The sequence below is a fragment of the Skermanella aerolata KACC 11604 genome, from assembly GCF_000936425.1.
GTDB classification, from domain to species: Bacteria; Pseudomonadota; Alphaproteobacteria; order Azospirillales; family Azospirillaceae; genus Skermanella; species Skermanella aerolata.
Genome location: NZ_AVFK01000068.1, coordinates 1 through 20,111, shown reverse-complemented (window position 1 = coordinate 20,111; position 20,111 = coordinate 1). Strand labels below are relative to the sequence as shown.

At 61.5% G+C, this 20,111-nt stretch carries 23 protein-coding genes and 3 pseudogenes; 13 read left to right on the top strand and 13 right to left on the bottom strand.

What is annotated here, in order from left to right; genetic code table 11:
• Positions 1–103: 103 nt before the first annotated feature.
• Both N826_RS35770 and N826_RS35765 read right to left on the bottom strand, forming a co-directional pair.
• Positions 104–388 (bottom strand): hypothetical protein, encoded by a 285-nt coding sequence (locus tag N826_RS35770; RefSeq protein ID WP_044437050.1) that lies wholly within the window; start codon positions 386–388, stop codon positions 104–106.
• Positions 389–550: 162 nt separating this feature from the next.
• Positions 551–1,519 carry an IS5 family transposase gene (locus N826_RS35765; protein ID WP_044437048.1) on the bottom strand — a complete coding sequence of 323 codons (969 nt, stop codon included), beginning with the start codon at positions 1,517–1,519 and terminating at the stop codon, positions 551–553.
• A 70-nt stretch (positions 1,520–1,589) separates the two neighbouring features.
• Here N826_RS35765 and N826_RS35760 point away from each other — a divergent pair.
• The 3 genes and pseudogenes from N826_RS35760 to N826_RS35750 form a co-directional block, all read left to right on the top strand.
• Positions 1,590–1,934: pseudogene (locus N826_RS35760) on the top strand (transposase); the annotation flags it as partial.
• Positions 1,935–2,173: 239 nt separating this feature from the next.
• Complete coding sequence (locus N826_RS43850; protein ID WP_147041235.1) at positions 2,174–2,665, top strand: PAS domain-containing protein; 492 nt, start codon at positions 2,174–2,176, stop codon at positions 2,663–2,665.
• 399 nt (positions 2,666–3,064) lie between these two features.
• Positions 3,065–3,760 (top strand): IS6 family transposase, encoded by a 696-nt coding sequence (locus tag N826_RS35750; protein ID WP_044437044.1) that lies wholly within the window; start codon positions 3,065–3,067, stop codon positions 3,758–3,760.
• 516 nt (positions 3,761–4,276) lie between these two features.
• On the opposite strand, the gene N826_RS35745 is transcribed toward N826_RS35750, so the two are convergent.
• A complete protein-coding gene (locus N826_RS35745; protein ID WP_211099472.1) occupies positions 4,277–5,089 on the bottom strand; it encodes a hypothetical protein in 813 nt (270 codons plus the stop codon).
• A gap of 483 nt (positions 5,090–5,572) precedes the next feature.
• Here N826_RS35745 and N826_RS45015 point away from each other — a divergent pair.
• The 5 genes and pseudogenes from N826_RS45015 to N826_RS40975 all read left to right on the top strand — a co-directional run.
• Positions 5,573–5,967, top strand: a pseudogene (locus tag N826_RS45015) (IS6 family transposase); the annotation flags it as partial.
• A gap of 201 nt (positions 5,968–6,168) precedes the next feature.
• Positions 6,169–6,342 (top strand): hypothetical protein, encoded by a 174-nt coding sequence (locus N826_RS45010; protein ID WP_211099470.1) that lies wholly within the window; start codon positions 6,169–6,171, stop codon positions 6,340–6,342.
• 236 nt (positions 6,343–6,578) lie between these two features.
• Complete coding sequence (locus tag N826_RS35735; protein WP_044437042.1) at positions 6,579–6,881, top strand: hypothetical protein; 303 nt, start codon at positions 6,579–6,581, stop codon at positions 6,879–6,881.
• Positions 6,882–7,069: 188 nt separating this feature from the next.
• On the top strand, positions 7,070–7,828 hold the full coding sequence (locus N826_RS35730; RefSeq protein ID WP_044437040.1) for a response regulator: 759 nt from the start codon (positions 7,070–7,072) through the stop codon (positions 7,826–7,828).
• 61 nt (positions 7,829–7,889) lie between these two features.
• Positions 7,890–10,667 (top strand): PAS domain S-box protein, encoded by a 2,778-nt coding sequence (locus N826_RS40975; RefSeq protein WP_052832686.1) that lies wholly within the window; start codon positions 7,890–7,892, stop codon positions 10,665–10,667.
• 31 nt (positions 10,668–10,698) lie between these two features.
• On the opposite strand, the gene N826_RS43845 is transcribed toward N826_RS40975, so the two are convergent.
• Both N826_RS43845 and N826_RS35720 read right to left on the bottom strand, forming a co-directional pair.
• Positions 10,699–10,839, bottom strand: a complete 141-nt coding sequence (locus N826_RS43845; RefSeq protein ID WP_157599409.1) for a hypothetical protein — start codon at positions 10,837–10,839, stop codon at positions 10,699–10,701.
• Between the two features lie 51 nt (positions 10,840–10,890).
• Positions 10,891–11,835: a homocysteine S-methyltransferase family protein gene (locus tag N826_RS35720; RefSeq protein ID WP_044437038.1), complete on the bottom strand. Its 945-nt coding sequence runs from the start codon at positions 11,833–11,835 to the stop codon at positions 10,891–10,893.
• Between the two features lie 312 nt (positions 11,836–12,147).
• Between N826_RS35720 and N826_RS42450 the strand changes: the two are divergent.
• Positions 12,148–12,992 (top strand): annotated as a pseudogene (locus N826_RS42450) (IS6 family transposase).
• Here the strand turns inward: N826_RS42450 and N826_RS43840 are convergent.
• The 6 genes from N826_RS43840 to N826_RS35690 form a co-directional block, all read right to left on the bottom strand.
• On the bottom strand, positions 12,913–13,215 hold the full coding sequence (locus N826_RS43840; RefSeq protein WP_147041234.1) for a hypothetical protein: 303 nt from the start codon (positions 13,213–13,215) through the stop codon (positions 12,913–12,915). The pseudogene N826_RS42450 and the gene N826_RS43840 sit on opposite strands and share 80 nt — an antisense overlap.
• A 492-nt stretch (positions 13,216–13,707) precedes the next feature.
• Entirely contained in the window at positions 13,708–14,298 is a 591-nt protein-coding gene (locus N826_RS35705) for a DUF924 family protein (RefSeq protein WP_044437033.1), read from the bottom strand.
• 67 nt (positions 14,299–14,365) lie between these two features.
• Positions 14,366–14,512 (bottom strand): hypothetical protein, encoded by a 147-nt coding sequence (locus N826_RS44555; RefSeq protein ID WP_169789485.1) that lies wholly within the window; start codon positions 14,510–14,512, stop codon positions 14,366–14,368.
• 65 nt (positions 14,513–14,577) lie between these two features.
• Positions 14,578–14,871, bottom strand: coding sequence for a DUF1127 domain-containing protein (locus tag N826_RS46170; RefSeq protein ID WP_373866658.1), 294 nt, complete (start codon positions 14,869–14,871; stop codon positions 14,578–14,580).
• A 79-nt stretch (positions 14,872–14,950) separates the two neighbouring features.
• On the bottom strand, positions 14,951–15,190 hold the full coding sequence (locus tag N826_RS35695) for a DUF1127 domain-containing protein (protein WP_244619754.1): 240 nt from the start codon (positions 15,188–15,190) through the stop codon (positions 14,951–14,953).
• Positions 15,191–15,915: 725 nt separating this feature from the next.
• Positions 15,916–16,467, bottom strand: coding sequence for an IS5 family transposase (locus tag N826_RS35690; protein WP_280178506.1), 552 nt, complete (start codon positions 16,465–16,467; stop codon positions 15,916–15,918).
• Between the two features lie 138 nt (positions 16,468–16,605).
• On the opposite strand from N826_RS35690, the gene N826_RS40970 reads away from it, so the two are divergent.
• The 4 genes from N826_RS40970 (at position 16,606) to N826_RS35675 (ending at position 17,975) form a co-directional block, all read left to right on the top strand.
• Entirely contained in the window at positions 16,606–16,938 is a 333-nt protein-coding gene (locus N826_RS40970; RefSeq protein ID WP_052832682.1) for a transposase, read from the top strand.
• 39 nt (positions 16,939–16,977) lie between these two features.
• Positions 16,978–17,469: a transposase gene (locus N826_RS40965; RefSeq protein ID WP_084721480.1), complete on the top strand. Its 492-nt coding sequence runs from the start codon at positions 16,978–16,980 to the stop codon at positions 17,467–17,469.
• Positions 17,470–17,542: 73 nt separating this feature from the next.
• On the top strand, positions 17,543–17,776 hold the full coding sequence (locus N826_RS35680) for a hypothetical protein (RefSeq protein ID WP_044437028.1): 234 nt from the start codon (positions 17,543–17,545) through the stop codon (positions 17,774–17,776).
• Between the two features lie 16 nt (positions 17,777–17,792).
• Positions 17,793–17,975, top strand: a complete 183-nt coding sequence (locus N826_RS35675; protein ID WP_044437026.1) for a hypothetical protein — start codon at positions 17,793–17,795, stop codon at positions 17,973–17,975.
• Positions 17,976–18,405: 430 nt separating this feature from the next.
• On the opposite strand, the gene N826_RS35670 is transcribed toward N826_RS35675, so the two are convergent.
• Positions 18,406–19,032, bottom strand: coding sequence for an MSMEG_1061 family FMN-dependent PPOX-type flavoprotein (locus N826_RS35670; protein WP_044437024.1), 627 nt, complete (start codon positions 19,030–19,032; stop codon positions 18,406–18,408).
• 22 nt (positions 19,033–19,054) lie between these two features.
• A complete protein-coding gene (locus N826_RS35665) occupies positions 19,055–20,032 on the bottom strand; it encodes a Bug family tripartite tricarboxylate transporter substrate binding protein (RefSeq protein ID WP_044437022.1) in 978 nt (325 codons plus the stop codon).
• Between the last annotated feature and the right edge of the window lie 79 nt (positions 20,033–20,111).

The window sequence follows — 20,111 nt, the reverse complement described above, 5'->3', positions numbered from 1 at the left end:
AGGAGATTACGCCACCCGCCAATTTCCTACCAACCAAGCGACACGACCGCCACGTGAGCAACGAATCAGGTGTCCCCGAGGGTCATCAACGCAGAACCGCCAATCAGGGCCTCGACGATGTGCCCGGCGGTTTACCGAATTTGCCGTTGCTGAGATCCCTAGTAAAATCGACAACCCATTCCCATCCTGGTCCCAGGCGATAAACCTCAACCGCCTGGGTGACAAGGTTCCTTATGCCGACCTGACCGGTACAGTTCTCTACCTCGGCTTGCGCCTGGTCGAGTTCTTCCTCCTGAAGTTCGAAATCCTCTTCACCCCAGCCGTTCTCGCGCAGCACCGCATTGAACTGGGCGAGTTCATCATCGGTGATCAGGTGGAATGAGGTCATGCTATTGGTCCTCTCTGCAGGCCTGCCGCAGTATGCTCCATTCGATCGAGCGTGTCGCCCGAAGCTTCATGCGCTGCAACTATTCCAGGAGGCTTGTCTGAGATCGTGGGACTTTGGTGCAGAAATGAGGGAGTGGTCGGATTTCGGCCTTTCGCGCCGAGGTCAGGCGATCCGGCGGGAGACTGGCATGCCAAAGCCGGTCATGATGTTCAACACCTTGCAGGCGACCTTGGCCTCGGTCTTCTGTGTGGGCAGAGTCCGGGCATGAAGACCGCGGCCGATCACTTTCTTATACCGGAACATCGCCACCTCCGCCGACGAGCGTTTTCCGTAGTTGACCGCGCGCTGCCATCCCAGCCGACCGCGCTCCCCGATCATCTCGATGTGTCGGTCGCGCTGGGTCGGGGCGGTTTCAGCCGTGTCGCTCGGCACCGCGGTTGATCGGGGCGGAATGATCACCGCGGCGTCGGGCGTGTGGCCGGCGACGGAGCGGTAGATTGGCTCTCCATCATATGCGCCATCAGCAAACACTGCCGAAATCGGACAGTCGATCTGCTCGAGCAGCAGGCCGACTAGGGATGCATCGCCGTCGTCCGTCGTGGTCAGTTCCGAGGCGAGGATCTCTCCGCTGTCCGGATCGACCGCCAGGTGGAGCTTGCGCCAGCTCCGGCGCGGCTTGCCACCGTGCTTCTCCTGCAGCCACTCGCCCGACCCGAATACCTTCAAGCCAGTGCTGTCGATCACCACGTGGACCGGGCCGCTCGCCTTCTTCAGGGCCGTCGCGACACTCAGGTCGGCGCTGCGGCGCGAGAAGGTCGTATGATCCGGCACCGGCAGGGCCAGGCCGAGCAGGTCCATGATCGACCCCAGCATGCCTTCGGTCTGACGCCACGGCCGACCAAACGCCAGCCTCAGCATCAGTCCCGCTTCGATCGCAACGTCCGAATAGTCCCGCGGCCGGCCCCGCCGGCCGGTTGTTGCCGGTGCCCACGCGGCGATCGCCTCTGGTGTCACCCAGACCGTCAGGCTGCCACGCTGGCGCAATGCCGCGTCGTACTCCGCCCAGTTCTCGATTCTGTATCGGGCCTTCGGGATTTTGTGACGGCGCGGTTCATTCGCCTTGTACGGCATCAGGGTCCTCGAGTTCAGCGGGCGGCCTCTATACCCAACCGTCTGCCGCAGTGACAGCCTCCCATGGCTATTTTTGCACCAAGGTCGCGCCAAGTACTCCGGCGCCGTGGAATGCCTGACCAAGGACCGCGAGGCCCTGCTGGCCTTCTACGATTTCCCCGCCGAGCATTGGGATCATGTCCGGACAACAAACCCGATCGAGAGCGTCTTTGCCACGGTCCGTCACCGGACGGTGCGCACCAAGGGCGCGCTTTCCCAGGACACCGCCAAGCTCATGGTCTTCAAGCTGATCTCGCCAGCATCCAGAACCTGGCGGCGACTTCAGGGCGAAAACCAGTTGCCCAAAGTCATCCAGGGCGCCAAATTCCGCGACGGCATCGAGGTCAGCGTGCCGACATCACAGAACGCCGCCTGAAGACCTCGTCACCCAAATTCCGCTATAGCTCCCGGCCCGCGTCATCGCAGCCGTATGGGAGAGTATGTTCTTCTGCATTTCCTCCAACATCTTTGCACACAGAAGAATGAACAACCCAGAGTCCGAAGCCGATTGACACTCCAAGAGGATAATTTTGCAATCGCCGCATCAAACGACATACAACAATGTTGCTATTTTTCGCGTCACTTAGACCAGTTCGTTCAAGGATAAGTCTCCTGATGTTGTCATATCGCACCGACGTTATCCGCGGTTTGTTCGAGCAGGCAGAGCATGTCTGTATGCCAGATAGTGCTTTGCGATCTGCTGCCGCCTCTTCTCTCCGGGATTGGTGGTGGCGGGAAGGTGCCGATGACCTTCCCCGCAAGGAACGTTTTGACGTACTCGATCACTTCAATGCTGCTCCCGACCTGTTCCTGGTTGAAGTACTGTCGCACGGAGAGTTCCGCACCCGTCTGATCGGCGAAAACGCGAAGGCACATGTAGAGACTGGGCGGTTAGGCGCAATCCTGCGATGGAACGATCCGCAGAGTCACCGCCAGGTGCTATGGCGATATTATCAGCGCGTCATCGCTGAGCGTCGTCCGATGACATGCACGGGCGATGTGCATTATGCCGCGACAAAGTCCAGGCTTTACGAAGGTCTGGATTGCCCACTGAGTGCCGACGGCATCCACGTCACTCACATCATCGGTCTTTTAACGGTGTTCTAAGCATAGGCGACCGCCACCCGTCACTGACGGCCTCGGCCAAGGCACGCAGGCGTTAGCAGAAGGAAAGACCAAACTCGCATGTTCCAGTGCTCAGTCTGCATCTTTATAGCATTTTATTTTCATGTGTTGTACTATATTATTGTTTTTGAGAGTGTGTTGCAAGTCCTCCTCATACTTGGCCGTGGTGCCTTCGGGCTTTCCACGGCCTTTGTTGTGTCGGAAACTTTCTCCCATTCAGAAAGAATAAGTTCTTGGCGAAACGTTTGTTTAGCTCAGAGTCTGTTTGTAGACGTCAGTCGCTGATTTGCTGGGAGGCGAGGCGCGCCAGCCGGCGGGACAGGATAGGGCATTGTCACAGGAACGGTGGCGCTCCGCCAGCGATGACGATAATTTGCCTGGATGCAGCCGATCTCGTATGCCCGCCATCAGTTCCCACCCGCCATCATCCAGCATGCCGTGTGGCTTTATCTCCGGTTCACGCTGAGTTACCGGGACGTTGAAGAGTTGCTGGCCGAGCGGGGGCTGGATGTCTCGTACGAAACGATCCGGCGCTGGGTCGGCAAGTTCGGCCCGGCGATCGCTCAGAACCTCCGGCAGCTTCGGGCAAAGCCCAGTTCACGCTGGCATCTCGATGAAATGGTAGTGCGGGTCAATGGACGGCAGATGTACCTGTGGCGGGCAGTCGATGATGAGGGCGAGGTGCTGGAGGTCCTGATCCAGCGCCGGCGGAACAAGGCCGCAGCTTCGAAACTCATCCGCAAGCTGCTGAAGAAGCACGGCTTCGCCCCCACCCGGGTGACGACCGACAAGCTGCGCTCCTACGGGGCTGCGTTCAAGGAGATCGGCCTGAGCGCCGACCATGAACAGGGGGTTTACCAGAACAATCGGGCCGAGGTTTCCCATCAGCCCCTCCGCCGGCGAGAGCTCAAGATGCAGCGCTTCAAATCGCCGGGATCTGCCCAGCGCTTCGTCTCAATGCATGCTGCCACCTACAACATCTTCAACCTCCAGCGGCATCTGATTTCCCGCCGAACCCTGCGCACCTTCCGGACGCAGGCCAGGGCCGATTGGAATGCTGCGACCGCTGCTGCCTGACGACGCTCCGTGATTCAGGGTCTTTGCGCGCCGGCCAAGTTCCCGTGACTGTGAGCTCAGGCGCAATGGGAGGCGCTGCACGGGGGCAAGGTCACCCGCCACCTCCGCCGAGACCACGTCACCGCCAGCCAGTACCGTGCCTCCCGTTCCCAGACCTTCAAGGACTGGGCCGAGATCGCCGGCGCCCGTTTGGTCGCCTAATCACCGACCAGGGCTGCGCCCACGGCCGCAAACTGCCCTACCACGCTCAGACGCCTGTCAAGTTGACGGTGCCCAAGAGCTGGATGCAAGGGGAACACCGGGCTGGCGCGGTCCCGCAGGAACATTGTCGGCAGGCCCTTGGCTCAGGCGTCGTATTCGCTTTCCCTGCCGCGATCTCCCGACAAGGAACTCTAACAAGGAGAAGGGGACATTCGCCTGATCGTCCAGCGAATGTCCCCCGGACCTAATTACGCCAGTAAAGCGGTTCGAAGAACCACGGCAGCCCGCATGAGTGGGTCGCCGATCGGCGACTGTTTAGCGGCGTGATGCCGCCGAAGCAGATACGAAGGGATCCACGGCACCGGCTCGACCACCGAACCAGCCGCCGACCGCACCGAGCAGAAGAGCCACTACGGCCGCCAGGGCGCCGGTTGCAATGCTGCTGGCGGCGGTGTCCGCTGCTTCGGTCGCCTTCTGTTTGGCCTGGGACACGGCCTGTTCATACTGCTGCTGGTATTGCTGGACCTGAGCCCGGGCTTCCTCGACCGGAATGGCCTGCGCTTTGGCGATCGCCTGGGATGCGCGCTCGCGGGCGTCCTGAGCCTGTGCCGGGTCGCCGGTCAACGAGGCCCGCACGGCAGATACGGCGGCATCGCGCAGTGCCTCCGGATCGTTTCCTCCGGTCGAGGAGCGCACCGTCTGTTCGATCCGGGAGAACGGGTCGGGGACGCTGGCCAGCGAGGGAGCTGCACTCTGCGCTGCGGTTCCCGCAGCGTTGCCGATGCCTCCGACCACCCCGGAAACCGTGTTGTAGATGCCGCCCAGGACGCCGCCGACCGCCGACGTGAGGAGCCAGAAGATCATCAGAGTGGTCAGCGCCCAGGTGACCAGGCCGTGCCAACTGGCGGTCGAGTCCTTCGGCTTTCCCGAAAGACGGCCTGCGCTGTAGCCGCCGACGAAAGCGGCGACGATGCCGGATACCGTCCACCAAATGGCGGCGCCGATCGAGAATGTCGAAGCGGCCGGGTTGTCGGCTGCGGCCACGTCCAGGGTAGACGCTCCAATTCCGATGCCGATCATGTTCAAGATGAGATGGGTGACCAGCGAGACAATCGCGCCGGCGATCACGGCACCCCAGGAGATTTTGTTCAGGAGGACAGTCGTGAGATCGTCCGATCGATATTCCTCGGATACCCCTGACGTTCTATACAGGCTATCTTTAACCGAAGTGTTCGAAGTTGCCATTTTCTGGGCTCCAGATGAAGGATACCCGGAAAACTAAGATTCACTTGAATCGTTCCACTTACCTCATCGGTTTTGCTTAAATATTATTATGATATGTAATATTATTTTTCGTTTCTCTATATAAAGTAGATTATTATTATTTTACTGGCAGAAAGTTTCCTGTAAACGGTAATCCTTGCTGAACATGGATAGCCATACTGCCCAGCATCAGTGCGGCGTAGTGTTTCCTGTGGATGCGACAGGGAGCGTCAGGAGATTGGGGGGGCACCGTCAACTTGGCGGCTTGGTATTGCCGGTTCGGTGGTCGGCGGGTATGAGGGGCGCGTGACGCCAATGCCCCGCACCCTCAGCTATGCCGGCTGACGGTTCCCCGCCGAAGTGATCAGCTACGCGGTTTACCTCTACTTTCGCTTTCCGTTGAGCCTTCGGATGGTGGAGGAGATGCTGGCGGTGCACGGGATCGAGGTCAGCCATGAAACCGTGCGCAAATGGGGCCTGAGCCCGAAGGGCAACGCCGAAGGCGTTTATTTTGGTCGCGAGATCGCCAACGGGATCCGCCGGCACCGGCCATGGGGCGGCGACAAGTGGCACCTCGACGAAATGGTCGTGACGATCGCTGGCAGGAAGCACTACCTGTGGCGAGCGGTCGACCAGGACGGCTTACCGCCCGAAGGGCGTTGCCAAGGCCCGTGCTCGAGGCCCTGGTCCAGAGCCGGCGCGACAGGAAGGCAGCCAAGCGCCTGCTGCGCAAGCTGCTGAAGATGTAAATCGGCGCGCTGTCAGACCCCTTATCGGCTTCGAACACCAAACCCGCTCATAGTGCGGGAAACCACTGTAAGAGCTAGTAGTTTACTCGTTTCGCTGGGGTCTGTTTTGGGTTCTGTTTGAGCGTCTGACAGCAAGCCGATTTACATTACAGGGCGGAGAACTCGCACCAGCCGACCTACCAGCAGGAACGGCGCATGAAACGCTTCAAGTCACCCCGGCAAGCCCAACAGTTCCTGTCCGCCCGTGGCCCCATTCACCAGCACAGCCATCCCCGCCGGCATCTCATGAGTGGCGCCGAGTACCGTGCCCAGCGCACCCGCGCGTTCGAAGTCTGGAAGCAGGAGACGTGCGTCCGAAGGGCCGCATGAAAGGTCGACTTACCGTCCTTCAACGTCTTCGCACGTCCAATCCAAGTTAATGTGACAATGCCGCCGGCGGTCAGGATCATACGTGCAACGCTCTGCCTGGCCCCTGAAACAACTGAAACAAATAAACGGTAATACCGCAGTCTAGTTGAAATATTCCGCCGGTACAGTCCCCCGCAAGCCAATGGTCCGGGGACCCTTCCCATCGGACACGGCAACGAGAAGAAAAGGACCCGAACATGCCGCGTTCTGAACTCACCGCCAACGCCCTGGCCCTGATCGTCGGGGCGTGTCTCGCTCTCCCGTCACCGGCTAAGGCCGAACAATCGGCCAGCCAAACTCCCGGTTCATCACCTGCCCAAGCGGTCTCCGATGACGGCAGCGCCAAGCCCACCGAGACCCAGAAGCGCAACGACCGGATGGAAGCTGCTGAAGCCATGCAGGTCAGGGAAACCGACCGGCTGATGCGATGGCTCAACGAGTCGGCCCTCTGGACCGGGACTGACGAGCGGACCAGGGCACGATCGATCCGGTTTCGCTGAGATATTCTGGGTTCCGCTCCGGTTCCGGGGGAGAGCCACATTCCGGGCCTTGGCGCCTGAGGTGAAGGCCTGTCACGAATTTTCATCACCACCCATCGCCTTTCGCTTCAGCGCGCAGGTCTCGCAACGGTGATACAATCGCGCTGGGCTCACGGACTACCAATACCAACCGTCGCGAGGGAACGGTTATGGCGGAAAAGGTGCATGTCCTGGTTGTCGACGATGAGGACGGGGTCAGGGACCTACTCGAGGAATATCTGAGCGGCCAGGACTACGATGTAAGTACGGCCGAGAGCACTCAAGCCGCCCGCGCGGTCCTTGATGCCGCGAAGGACGTCAATCCGGTCGAACTTGTCGTACTCGATCTGAAAATGCCCGGCGAAAACGGACTGGTCCTGGCTCGCGAACTCCGCGACCGCGGCGATATCGCGGTCATCATGCTCACAGCGTCGGGAGAAACCATCGACCGGATCGTCGGGCTTGAAGTCGGCGCCGACGATTACCTCACCAAACCTTTCGACCCAAGGGAATTGCTGGCCCGGATCAGGAGCGTGCTCCGGCGGTCGAGGGCCGTAACCTCGGCCGTGCCGCCGGCCGGGGGTGTTGCCGACGGCCGCGGCGCGTCAAGCTCGCGGACCCGGATCAGCTTCGGACGGTGCCTGATCGACCTGGAAGCGCGCCGGCTGTTCGAGCCGGACGGCACCGAAGTTCCGATCACCGCGATGCAGTTCAGCCTTATGGAGGTGTTCCTCAGCAATCCCAACCGCGTGCTGTCGCGCGACAGGCTGCTCGAACTCGCGCATAAGCGCGGTGATGAGCCGTTTGACCGCAGCATCGACATCCGGGTTGCGCGCCTGCGCCGCAAGATCGAGGAGAACCCGGAAAGACCACAGACGATCAAGACGGTGCATGGCATGGGCTACGTCTTTGTCCCGAAGACCGGCTGAAGGCGTTCGATTTCGATGAAATTCATCCCTGCCGTCTGAAACAGCCCCGAAAGGATCCGCAATGACCGCGGAACGGGCTTCTCCGTCGATCCTCCGCTACTGCCGCCAAATCCACTCCGTTCTTGTCGGACGCCTGTGGAACGGCGTGTCGGCGAGGAAGGCCCTTGAGGAAAGTGAACGCCGCTTCCGGGCCATCGTCGAGGACCAGACGGAGATGATCTGCCGGACCGACCGGGATCTCCGTGTCACGTTCTGCAATCGAGCCCATGCGCGGTTCTGCGGGCTCGAGTCCGATCAACTGCTGGGGAGCCGTTTCCTCGATCCGTTTCCATCCGGTTTGCGGCGGTCGCTTGAGGCGAACCTGCGGAACCTGACGCCGGAAGATCCGATCTTCCGGTGCGAGCACGATCGGGTGGCGCACGGCGGTGAAGCCGAATGGTTCGGCTGGACCAACCGGGCGCTGTTCGATGCGGCAGGATCCCTGCTCGGCTACCAGTCGGTCGGCCGAGACATCACAAACCGGAAGCGGGCCGACCGGGCGTTGCGGGAAAGCGAGATGCGGTTCCGGGCCATCGTCGATGACCAGATGGAGTTCATCTCCCGATGCTCGCCCGATTACCGCTTCACCTTCATCAACGAGGCCTATGTCCGGCAATTGGGTCGCAGCCGCGCCCGGATCATTGGTTCCAGCGTGCTGGACCTGATGACGTCCGAACAGGGCGCGCAGTTCATCGGCCAGCTCGCGCGGCTGACGCCGGACAACCCTACCGTTACCTACGAGATGTCCACGATCGCCCCGGACGGCCGGCTTGTCTGGGAGGAGTGGACGGACCGCGCGCTGTTCGATGAGGCCGGATGCCTGATCGAGTACCAGTCGGTCGGGCGCGACATCACCCGGACCAAGGCGTTCGAAGCGACGCTGACGGCCAGTGCCGAGGAGCTCGCCCAGATCGCCGACTGCATGCCCATAGCCATGGCGATCACGCGCGCCGACCGCCTGGAGGTGTTGTTTTCCAACAGTCAGGCGAAGGAAACCTTCGGTCTGTATCCGGGTTGCCCACCGGATCGGCTCGCGGCGACCTATGTCGATCCTGGGGATCGCGAAAGGCTCGTGAAGCGCGTCGCCAGGGAAGGTCGTGTCGAGGGGGTCGAGCTTTCTCTCCGCCGTGCCGACGGATCGGTCATCAGGGCGATCATGTCGGCGCGCGAGATCCAGTTCCGGGGATCGCCGGCCCTTGTCGCCGCCTGCACGGACATCACTTCCCGGCTGGAGACGGAGCATGCTTTGCGGACCAGCGAGGCACGCCTCCAGGCATTCATGCAGCATGCCCCGGCCGGCATGTACCTGAAGGACATGGAGGGGCGGTACGTCGTCGCCAATCCGGAAATGGAAAGGGTCCAGAACCGGCCGGTGTCGGAGATCATCGGGCGCACCCCGGAGGATGTTTTTGCGCCTCGAGACGCGGCGGTGATCCGGGGCTTCGACCGTCAGGTTCTCAGAACCGGCACCTCGGTCGTCAACGAGGAATACGTCCCCTACTTTCCCCACTATGTCTGGCGATTGGTCATCCGGTTTCCGATCCGCGACGAAGAGGGCAAATTCACCCACATCGCAGGCTTCGTTTTCGACATCAGCGACCGGAAAAAGGCTGAGGCCGAAGCCGACCGGCAACGTGCGGCGATGTACCAGCGGGAGAAGCTGGCGGCGCTCGGTTCGCTCCTGGCCGGTGTCGCGCACGAACTGAACAATCCGCTTTCGGTCGTGCTCGGGCGGGCCATCATGCTCGAGGAGCAGTGTGAAGATTCAGGCATCAGGAACTCGCTGACCCGGCTGCGGTCGGCCGCCGAGCGCTGCGCCCGGATTGTCAGGAGCTTCCTCGCCCTCGCCCGGCAGAAATCCCGTGAAGTCAAGCCGGTGGATGTCCGCGCGGTCCTCGACGGCAGCGTCGAGATCCTGGCCAACGGCTTGCGGAGCGCTGGCATCGAGGTCGCGCGCGCCGATGCGTCTGACTTGCCGCCGGTGATGGCGGACGAGGACGAGTTGCATCAGGTGTTCATGAACCTCATCGTCAACGCCCAGCAAGCAATCGAGATGGCGGCACCTCCGGGCGCCGCCGGGCATCCGGACGGAACTTCACACCCTGCGCCGGACACGACGCCGGCGGGAAGGCTATGGCTTGCAACGTCGGTCCAGCGCGACGGGGCCGTGCGGATCGAGGTCGCGGACAACGGGCCTGGGGTGCCGGAGACCTTGCGGACTCAGATATTCGATCCGTTCTTCACGACGAAGCCGATCGGTTCGGGTACCGGCCTCGGACTGTCGGTCTGCCACGGCATCATATCGTCCCATGGCGGTACCATCACGGTCGCGGAACGCGCCGGCGGCGGAGCGCTGTTCTCCGTGACGCTTCCCGCCTGCTCGTCGGTGGCCGAGACGCCCGCCGTGCGGCAGCCGGAGCCGTGGGGCGGCTGCGGATCGGTTCTGGTGGTCGATGACGAGCCGGAGGTCGTCATGATGCTGAAGGAAATTCTCGCGGTGGATGGCTATGAGGTGATGACTTCGGGGGACGGCGCGGAGGCTCTAAGGATTTTGGGCGAACGTCATTTCGATGTCATCCTGTGCGACATCCGCATGCCCCGGCTCGATGGCCCTGGCCTTCTGACGGCGCTTCAGGAGAGGAGTCCCGAACTGGCGCGGAAGCTGCTCCTGATGACCGGCGACGTCCTTCGTGCGGCGGCAGCGCATCCCTCGGACATTGGCGCCCGGCTCCTGGAAAAGCCGCTCGACCCTGCCGAGGTTCGGCGCAGGGTAGGGAACCTGATCGACGAGAACCGCTGAGTTGAGTTCAGGGCGTCGCGGATACGGCGTCTCAAAGCTCGTTCATCAACATGACCGAGGCCGCCAGCGCCGACGCGAGCATCGTGATCGTCGCGGCCAGCCTTTCCCCGGCCGACCAGCGGTCCCAGTCGCCCTTGAAGCCTAACCGATAAGGTGTTTTCAACTGTTTCACGGAAAAGTTGCCTTCGCTTATCGCCTGTACGGAAATGTGCGCTCGGCGCGATCAGGCGGTCTGGCCGCAGCTCCGGCAGATGTGTTCGATGTGCCGATGGTCGGTGCCGCAGCATCCGCCGAGGACGTTGATCCACGGGAAGCGGGCGCGGAGATCCCGGTATTGGCAGCCCAGTTCGGCGGGGTCCCCGTCATCCAGGTCCATCGCCTCGTCCAGCTCGGCGTGACTGCGCCGAGAGGCATTGGCCCGGATGCCGCGCAGCCGCGTCATCCAGGCACCGTCATCGAGGGCCTGTTCGAAATGCGCCGGATGGGCGCAGTTGATCATGTAGTACGCCGGCCCGACATCCGTGGCGTGATCGACGAAGTGAATGGCATCGCGCAGCGCCTCGCCCGTCGACAGCCTGCCATCGGTTTCCAGCGTGAAAGAGATCGCCACCGGAAGGCCGGCCTCCCGAGCCGCGCGCGTCACGCCGATCGCCTCGTTCGTGTTGTTCAGGGTGTAGGCCGTGACCAGATCGACGCCCGCCGTCGCGAAGATGCCGATCTGCCGGGCATGGTAAACCATGGCCTCGCGCGGGCTCATCAACGCCTTCGGATCGTAGCCGTCCCCGCGTGGCCCGACGCAGCCGCTGATCACCATCGGCGACGCTGCGGTCTCGTAAGCGGCGCGGAGATCGAAGAGCATGTTGATCGCCCTGGCATTGGCGACGTCGAGTTCGCGCGGCGAGTAACCCAGCTTCTCGGCCCAGTCCGGATTGGCCCGCCACGTGGCGCTGTCCAGAATAAAGCCGGTGCCGCTCTCTTTGGCGATCGTCGCATGACGAGCGTAGTAGTGGTGCAGGAGATCGAGGCCCCGCTGATCCTTCAGCAGATCGAACGCTGCGAAACAGGGCAGGGCGATCTTTTCGTGGAAGATCAAGGTCGTCTCCATGCCGCTGTCCGTGAGAAATATGCCGCCGTCCAATTGGGGCAGATGTTTTCGATACTTGGTCATGGCCGGACCTCCGTGTTCCACCTCTCGCCTCGCAGCGGCTGGCAAGGCCATCAGCTTGAGGCTCAGTGGTAAAGCAGCGGTGTTTCCGGGATATGTCCTCCGATCGATTTGTTGTTTCAGTTGTTTCAAATCCTCCTGCTTACGCAGGCGATCGACTTTGATGAGATGGACGTCCCCCCGTTTCCGGCGCGGTAGGGCCACATAACGGACAGGACGTTTTTCATCAGGGAGATTGTGCGATGTCTGCGGCGGGCACCGTCAACTTGACGGCTTGGTGTTGCCGGTTTGATGGTCGGCGGGTATGAAGGGCACATGACATCGGCCTCCTCGACGCCCAGCTATGCCGGCTATCGGTTCCCCGTCGCGGTAATCAGCTATGCAGTTTACCTCTACTTTCGGTTTCCGCTGAGATTGCGGATGGTGGAAGAAATGCTGGCGGTGCGTGGGATCGATGTCAGTCATGAAACTGTGCGCAAATAGGACCTGAGCCCGAAGGGCAACGCCGAAGGCGTTTATCTTGGCCGCGAGATCGCCAACGGGATCCGCCAACGCCGGCCACAGGGCGGCGACAAGTGGCACCTCGACGAGATGGTCGTGACGATCGCGGGCAAGAAGCACTACCTGTGGCGCGCGGTCGATCAGGACAGCTTACCGCCCGAAGGGCGTTGCCAAGGCCCGTGCTCGAGGCCCTGGTCCAGAGCCGGCGCGACAAGAAGGCGGCCAAGCGGCTGCTGGGCAAGCTCCTGAAGAAGCAAGGCCGGGCTCCTCGCGTCATGGTGACCGACAAGCTGCGTTCCTACGGCGCGGCGAAGAAGGAGATCATGCCCGGTGTCGAGCATCGCCAGCACAAGGGGCTCAACAACCGGGCTGAAAACTCACACCAGCCAACAAGGCGACGAGAATGGCAGATGAAGCGGTTCAAGTTGGCCCGCCACGTTCAGCGCTTCGTCTCGATCCACGATCCCATCGCCAACCTCTTCTACCTGCGCCGAGGCCACGTCACCGCCAGCCAGTACCGCGCCGCCCGTTCCCAGGCCTTCGAGGACTGGGCCGAGATCGCCGGCGCCCGTTGGCCGTCTAATCACGAACCAGGGCTGCGCCCTCGCCCGCAAGATACCCCACTGCGATCAAACGCCTGCCAAGTTGACGGTGCCTGAGGCGGAGTTCCGGCTGGGCAGACTTTTCGGCGGCCATCAGCATCAGCCCGGCGCGCATGCAGTCGCCTATAACGAAACCGGGGTCTTCTTCAAGCGCTTGGTCGATCACGGCGAGCGGATCGGCGAACAGGCCGCTCAGCAGATCCGTGGCGTGTTCGAAGCGGTCGAGCGAACGGCGGTTCGACGTGGAGACGGGCTCGCCGTGCAAATCGTTCAGGCCCATGGCGCGAGAACTCCGGAAAAAGGGTCTTTTCTATGAGATCAGGTTACCCACCCGTTGTCAGCGCTCCTTGATGGCAAGCATGAATGGATCGAAAAAACGATCAACGCCTTGATTGGTATCTGCTGAGCGCGCAGACGGACAGTATCCTCGAAGCGGGCCTGTCTCTGATCGCTGACTGCGGGGGAGCATGGCAGCGTGATGGGGTGAACAGCCTCCGCATCTGGCAGGGAAGTGCCACGTGGCGGATAGGTCACCCTATCCGCCACTCCCCCGTTCCGGGGGGTCCGTGGAAATCCACCGGCGAATAGCTTTCCCATACAGGCCAAAGACTTATCGTCCACCGAACGCTCGACGCGTCCGGCGCCATGCGTCACAGTCGAGCTCCGGCGCGTGGGTAGATGCGTAGGTAGGTGCTGTGACTGAATCAATAATCTACTGATAACACTGAACATTTCATAGACCTTGGGCGGACACCCTATCAATCGGAGCGCGTCACCCGGCATAGCCGCCGCCGTCGAGATACCGCTGTTCCTCATCGGTCATGGCGCGCCCGAGTATCGGATTGCGGTGTGGAAAGCGACCGAACCGCCCGATGATGTCGCGGTGCCTTCGGGCGTGCGAAAGGTCCGGTTCTCCCAAGTGTCGGACAAGATCGACGGAGCGCTCCTGATCGCGCCAGTCTTCGGAATGAGCGAACGGTAGATAGAAGAAGACCCGCAGATCCTTCTCCACCCGCTGGTCGTGCCCCGCAGCCACGGCCATCTCCGCCTCAGCGCGCGCCAGATGGTCGGTCGCGTACATGCGCGGCGTGCCCCGGAAAGCGTTTCGTGGAAACTGGTCCAGCAGCACGAGCAGTGCCAGCGCTCCACAAGGGGAATGCCGCCAGCTGGTCAGTTCGTCTCTCGCTGCCTTCTCGTGCCACGACAGGAACCGGGCGTGGAAGAGACAGTCGAACTCGGCGTCCTTGGCGAACCAGAGGTCAGGTCCCGCCTCCTGCCAGAACTCCACGACGCGGGCCACTTCTGCCTGTGCGTCGTCTGCCGTGGTGGAGCTTTCGCAACCAACGGAAAGATCAGGGAACATCGTCGTCTCCGTCCAGAATAGCTATGGAATTGGATGAGATCAGCGGACGAGCGTTACGGCGGCTAGCTTACAGGCTGTTCATCAACATGATTGAGGCAGACAATACCGACGCGAATACCGTGACTGTCACTGCCAGCCTTTCCTCGAGCGACCAGCGGTCCCAGTCACCTTTGAAGCTTTTCAGTTCGCGCCAAAGCGCAGTGTCGTCCAGCATGCCAGATCCTCCGGCTGGTTGTTCGCCGGCTCGTGAGTTTGCCGCACGGTGCGAACTTAGCGACGTCAAACCTCGCGGCGGTATGCGCCTTCGGAGATAACCTCCAGGTCGAGGCGGCTCAGGCCCATGTCTCTCAAATTGTGGTCCGTCATGAGGCGGAGCGCCGCCACATCGGCCCGGTTGCGGCGCCAATCAGCGATGCGGCGCAGCAGCCTGGACAGAGGCGGGGAGAGAGTGCGTTTTGGACCGGTTTCGGGTGCTGAGGACAGTGTATCCGGGAGGTCCTGGGATATGAGATCAATTAAGTAGCTCACGGCAAATCCTTTCCGATTTATCGGCCGACCTTGCTGGCGAGGCATGTGGGTATTTTCGTCGATAATGCTTTGCGCTGGTGATCGGGCGGTTCGTCGACCCGCTGCGGGCACAGATGCAGGACGCTCATAGCCTCCAGAAAGGCTTCTCACATTCCTTGAAAGCATCGATCCGGCTGACGCCGAAATCGCTCAGCATCTGATCCGAAAGGCTCAGAAGTTGCCGACGCTGACGGAATTGTTCCGACCAGACGTACAGGGTGTCGTGAATCGCTAGGCTGGTGTTTGACATCCAACGTGCCGCACTGATCAAAACGCTTGAAAGTGCTCTGTACGATCCCTGACGGCTGTCGATATACACTTCCATGACGATCATCCTCCATATTCGTGGATTATTCGGTTCCCAACACCGCGCCGGGGCAAGCACTCGATCGCACCCGACTAGCCGCGGAGAGGAAGATGACTCACACTGCTTTTCCGCTGGCCTTTGTTCGAGAAGCACTCTAGCCATGAGGTGTTTCAACCTGACGTCTCTCGGAGGCCCGTGGTGTTTCAGTTGTTTCCCATAGGAGCTTCGTTCAGCCATCGCCTGTACAGAAAGCTGCCCGGCTTGCTCAGGCGGCCTTGCCCGCAGTTCCGGCAGTTGAGCCTAATGTGCCGGCGATTGGTGCCGCAGCATTCGCCGAGAATGTTGATCTGCGGGAAGCACTGGCGGAGATCCCGGTATCGCCGGCCGAGTTCGACGGGATCCCCGTTGTTCAGGGGCTTGTTCGATATGCGTCTGGTGGGCGCAGTTGATCATGTCGGAAGGCCGATCGGTTGTGCGTGGTGTGATTGACGAAGTGAACGGCTTCGCGCAGCGCCTCTCCCGTCGGTAGTCTGCCATGGGTTTCCGGCGTGAACGAGATCACCACTGGCAGGTCGGCCTTTCGCGTCGTTTGTTTAAATCCATCCAATTTGTCGCGTGCGGCCTGAAGGTGAGCCGGGAGGAGCTGCGCAAGCTGTGCTACCAACGGCGTTGAAAAGTGACTCGCCGGTAAGCGTGTTGCATGAAGGAGGAAGAGGCCAGGGAACCCCCAACCCCATTGCTGATCAGGCGACGCGGACGGAGTTCGGGCGGTCGAGCATTTGGTTGAGGGCCTGGGCCGCGATGGCGACCTCGGTGGCGCGGGACTGATCGCTGTGGGAACGCAGCTCGTCACCGATGACCTGCTTCCAGCGGGCGAACTGGCCCTCGACGCGGGCTCTTTCGTTATAGCCGCTGTCGCGCTGCCAGACCATTCGTCCTTTCCCGGCGATCGCCTGGATATGGCGGTCGCGCTGGGAGGGGCCGGTCTCTGCGGTGGCGCTGAGCACGGCATCGGCACGCGGTGGGACAACGATCACCGCAGCGGAATGGCGCTCGTCCAAAGCGGTGTACACCCCGGTTCTGTCGTAGCCGCCGTCACCTCCGAGAACCTCGACCGGCTCGGCGATCTGGTCGAGCAGGGGCTCGACCTGCGAGGCGTCATCGACGTCGCGGTCGGTCAGGATGGAAGCGACGATCCGGCCGGTCACCACGTCGAAGCCGATATGCAGCTTGCGCCAGGAACGCCGCCTGCTGGTGCCGTGTTTCTCGACCAGCCATTCGCCCGGCCCGCTCAGCTTCAGAATCTGTTCGTAGACGGAGCGTGCCAGCCGATGCGGATCGGGATGCTACTTTGAGGAGAATAAGGTCTGACGTGCGGGAGGGCGGCAGGGTATGTCTGCGGCCATCGCCAACAGCCACCGGATCCGCAGCATATGGGCACCGCCTGCAACCCCGCCAGGACTTCTCCGGCCTCGTGGGACGCTTTCTCCGACGTCGATGCCTTCGTCGACGCGGTGCTGGTTGAGCTTGCGGCCATGGCGGCGGACGGTAGCCGGTCGACCCGCACCGGGCCGAAGCCGCCATTGACCGGAGCAGCGCTGCGCAGAGTGATCATGGCGATCTGGTGTGTCTGCTTCTGCGGCATGCAGTGGCGCGCCATCGGCCTGCTGTGCGACATCCCGTTCGGCACGCTGTACTCACTGTTCGCCCGCTGGACCCGGCTCGGGTTGTGGCGCCGGCAGCTCGACTGCCTGATCCCGGCCTGACGGCAGGTTTGCGGCGACAAACCAAGATCCAGCGCTGTCATTGTCGATAGCAGATCCTGTCATTCGGCACCGACCTGCTTCGGGCGCGGCTTCGATGGCGGCAAAAAGATCAAGGGCATCAAAATCCATCTCGCCGTGGATAAGTACGGCTTCCCGCTGGCGATCACCGTCTCACCGGCCAACAGGCATGACAGCAGGGGCATCGTCCCGGTGCTGCACCAGCTTGCCGGCCGCGGCTTCAAGGGAACCGCCCTGGGTGATCTCAGCTATCGCGGCCAGCGACTGTCCAAGGCCGGCGAGGCGCTCGGCATCGCCATCCAACCCAGCGCCGGCGGCCATGGCGGAACCTTTATTCCGGAGGGAATTCGGTGGGTCGTTGAACGCTCACTGGCGTGGATCAGCCGCTACCGCCGGTTGAATACCATCTTCGAGCGGACAGAGGCTCACCTCGTCGCTTTCATCGAGATCGCCTTCATCTCCATCCTGTCCCGCCGCCTGATGCGCCTTGCGACCCAGGAAATCAGCGACTGACGTCTACAAACAGACACTGACTGGCATCCTAAACAGCGCACTCGACTGCGCCTTCGACCAATACGACGCGATCATGAGGCCCGCCACGACGGGTGAGGCCCCGCTTGGCCTCACCTCGACCGGTGATCCGGTTTTCTTCACCATCTGGACCTATCGCGGTGTTCCCGCCATCACCCTGCCTCTGCTCGAAGGCGAGAACAGGCTGCCGATGGGGATGCAGCTGGTGGACCGATGCGGCAACGACGCCTGGCTACTGCGGGCCGCGAAGTGGCTGATGCGACGTTTCGGCATGAACGTTTCGGAATGACACAGAGGCTAACGATATGAAAATCCAAACCATGAAGGCGATGGACAGCATACTTGCGCTCTTAGGGCTGACAGGCTTCGCCGGCTTTCTCGCCATCATCGGGTTCTACGTGCAAGAACCGGTATTGGTGTTGATTTTCGCCATCGGCACGGTGATGGCGGCATTCGACTTCGCCTGTGACGTCTTCTCGAAGTGTTGAAAGGGGAGAGCATCAGAAACCGTGGGAGGCTGAACAGTCTGCACCAGTGAAGGCGGGTAAGTCTGCTGGCCATATCACCTGGATTCTTGGAACATTCAGTAAGCAGCCGGCCTAGCCGTCTGAGCATCTTCCACGGTTTCTGATGCTCTCTTGTCGAGCTGCAGGATCACCTCATCCCGGATTACGGTATCATCATCGCTGACGATGCGCAGCTGAAGCTCAACGCGCGGGGTTGACGGCATGCTGGATTGTCCACGAATTCAGTCTGGTAGAAAGGCCGGTCAGCCTACCTGCCTCTGCCGGCATAGACTACCCAATGCCCCACGGTTTCTGGTGCTCTCGTCCGCCCAGGCAACCGCGGCATCCATGCACCAGCGCAGCCTGGTGGCGAATTCGGCAAGATACCCCGATTTTGACAGAATCGTCGAATTCAATACAGCTTCTGATCGTGCCTTGCGATGTAGGCTTGGACCTCCGCAATCGTCTCGGGGGGCTTGGCATGAGCGACAATCGCTTCGGCGAGAGATGGAACTTTCGACCGGTCTGGCCAGCCCTCGGCATCCCAAATTTTTGATCTGGTCATGCACTTTGAGCAGTGCATGAAGGCTTCTTCGACAGCGACTAGCAAGACGAAGCTTGGGGACTTGCCAGCGACTGCAAGTCGCGCCTGCAGGGCGGTGTCGCGAATAACTCGGCCTTTGCCGGCGACACGAAGCGTGTCGCCATGACCTGGTACCATGAAGATCAGGGCGACATCTGCACATTCGGTCACGTTTGCGAACGTATCGAAACGGTGGTTGCCGGGTCGATCGGGGATCGCCAGCGTCTTCTCGTCGAGAACCGCGACAAAGCCTGGCGGATCGCCCTTCGGAGAAACATCGAGGCGCCCGTCGGGGCCTCGGGATGCGACTAGCAGGAACGGGCTCGCCGCGATGAACCTGCTGCATATGTCGTCAACATGGTCAATGATCTTGTTGCTGGCCCTCTGGCTTGGCTGGCCGCTCAGTTCTTGCAGGCGCTGCCGGGTCGTGATGACTTCCTCGAAGTGCAGTTCCATAGGAGATCCTTCTCGCTCGATCTCAATCCGGCTTGATGTTGGCTGCCCGTATCACCCTGGCCCACCGGTCGGTCTGTTCGGCGATGAGCTTTTCGAAGTCGGAGGGCGAGCCCGCAAGTGGCGTGCCGCCGAGGTCGGCAAGGCGCGCCTTGATCTTGGGCTCGGCCAGGGCTGCATTGATCTCGCCATTGAGCTTTTCGACGATCTCAACCGGTGTCTTTCGAGGTGCTCCAATGCCGACCCATCCACTTGACTCGTAACCTGGTACGACCTCGCCGACCGTCGGGATCTCCGGCAGCACCTCCGAGCGAGTCGCTGTCGTCACCGCCAGCGCACGAAGACTGCCGGCTTTGACGTGCTCGATCGACGAAAGCATGGGGTCGAACGCGAGGTGCAACTCTCCACGAAGCAGATCGGTCAGCATGGGGGCCGAGCCGCGATAAGGCACGTGCACAATGTTGACGCCAGCCATCATCTTGAATAGCTCGCCGGCCATGTGCTGCGGGCTGCCATTGCCCGCAGACCCCATGTTGAGCTTGCCCGGATTAGCTTTGGCGTAGGTGATGAACTCAGTGACGGTCCTGACCGGAACCGATGGGTTCACCTCCATGACGAGGGGATTGCGCATGATACCCGCGACAGGCGCGATATCGCGGATGAAGTCGTAGTTGAGCTTGTTGTAGAGCGTTGCGCCGATTGCATTGAACGATCCGGCCAGTAGGAGCGTATAGCCGTCTGGCGGAGAGGTTGCGACCGCCTCAGTTCCAATGGTGCCGCCTGCGCCAGGTCGGTTTTCGATGACAAACGGTTGACCGAGCCGCTCCGACAGCCACTGACCTATCAGGCGCGCGCTGATGTCCGCCGCACCGTCCGGCGCCTGTGGGACAACCCAGCGCACCGGCCGCGCGGGGTAGGTTTCCGCCCAGGCGATGCGCGACATGGCCGGGAGCACGGCAGCGCCCGCGACAAGTTGCAGGAATCGGCGGCGAGAGACTTTCATGGCGATGCTCCCTGCGATTGGTTGGACAGGTGGTCGTGTCTGAAGGTTGGTAGGAATTTGCTGATGGCGCATTCTCCTG